The organism is Robbsia andropogonis (genome assembly GCF_000970345.1).
In the GTDB taxonomy this organism is placed as follows: Bacteria; Pseudomonadota; Gammaproteobacteria; order Burkholderiales; family Burkholderiaceae; genus Robbsia; species Robbsia andropogonis.
The window spans coordinates 1-326 of the sequence record NZ_LAQU01000265.1 but is presented as its reverse complement, the minus strand read 5'-3'; the positions used below and the strand labels follow the sequence as shown (position 1 = coordinate 326).

The following is a 326-nucleotide window of genomic DNA, read 5'->3' as shown; positions in this document are numbered from 1 at the left end:
GGCAGCGAGTTCATTTCGAAGGTGATGGACAAATGGGCATACGAGAATAATGTTGAACTCGACTTCAGCCGACCTGGCAAGCCGACCGATAACGCCAAGTGTGAAAGCTTCAATGGCCGTCTTCGGCAGGAGTGTCTAAATGCCCATTGGTTCTTGTCGCTGGACGACGCCAAGAGCAAAATCGAAGCGTGGCGAAGGGATTATAATGAGTGTCGTCCCCACTCTGCATTGCAGTGGGCGACACCTGCCGAATTCGCCCGCCAGGCGCGGGAAACGGCGTTGTCAGAGGTAACCGCAAAGCCGGATTTCTCTACTTCTGAGCGGGG

Annotated in this window: 1 protein-coding gene; it reads left to right on the top strand. The window is 54.9% G+C overall.

All coding sequences use genetic code 11. The features are described from left to right. Nucleotides 1–326: integrase core domain-containing protein (locus WM40_RS27455; RefSeq protein WP_046154717.1), on the top strand; the 326-nt coding region annotated here is incomplete at both ends.